1 tRNA gene is annotated in these 525 nt (G+C 60.0%); it reads left to right on the top strand.

Going from position 1 to position 525, the window contains the following annotated elements:
- The first annotated feature begins 213 nt into the window (after positions 1-213).
- Positions 214-298, top strand: a tRNA-Leu gene (locus tag ACP5Q2_RS09950).
- Positions 299-525 lie beyond the last annotated feature (227 nt).

Here is a 525-nt window from a genome sequence, read left to right as displayed (position 1 = left end):
GGTGCTCGGCGGCATCTTCGCGACCCTCATCGTCATCCTGTTACTGCTGTTGCTGCTCCATCGGGTCGACCCTACGCTCGGCCTGCAGCACGGAACGAACCCGGCACCGGCATCCGGGACGATTTCGCAACCGTCTTGACTGCGGCGCACCCAGCACAGTCATCCCGCACCCCCCTTGGGTCGCGCCACGGCTTATGCTAAGCAAGTAGCGTTGCGGGCGTGGTGGAACTGGTAGACGCGCCGGACTCAAAATCCGGTTCCGAGAGGAGTGTCGGTTCGATTCCGACCGCCCGCACCATTTAGAGCGATAGGCGATTAGGTTGACGCGACAGCGACAACATAATTGCGTGTGACCGCTCGAAAAGACATAGAGATAGAGCGTTTGGCTGAAAGCATAGCGCTCTATTGAGCCGTTTCTGCCGGGGACGGTGATCGTTTTATTTATGACGGTTTTCCGGAGACGCCGGATGGGGTTGCTCGGCGCGGGGGGGTTGCTCGGCGCGTCCGGAATACTGGAAACGATCG

Source organism: Calditerrivibrio sp. (genome assembly GCF_049968475.1).
Classification (GTDB): domain Bacteria; phylum Chrysiogenota; class Deferribacteres; order Deferribacterales; family Calditerrivibrionaceae; genus Calditerrivibrio; species Calditerrivibrio nitroreducens_A.
Note: the sequence above shows the minus strand (reverse complement) of the source record. Positions and strands in the feature narration are given on the sequence as shown.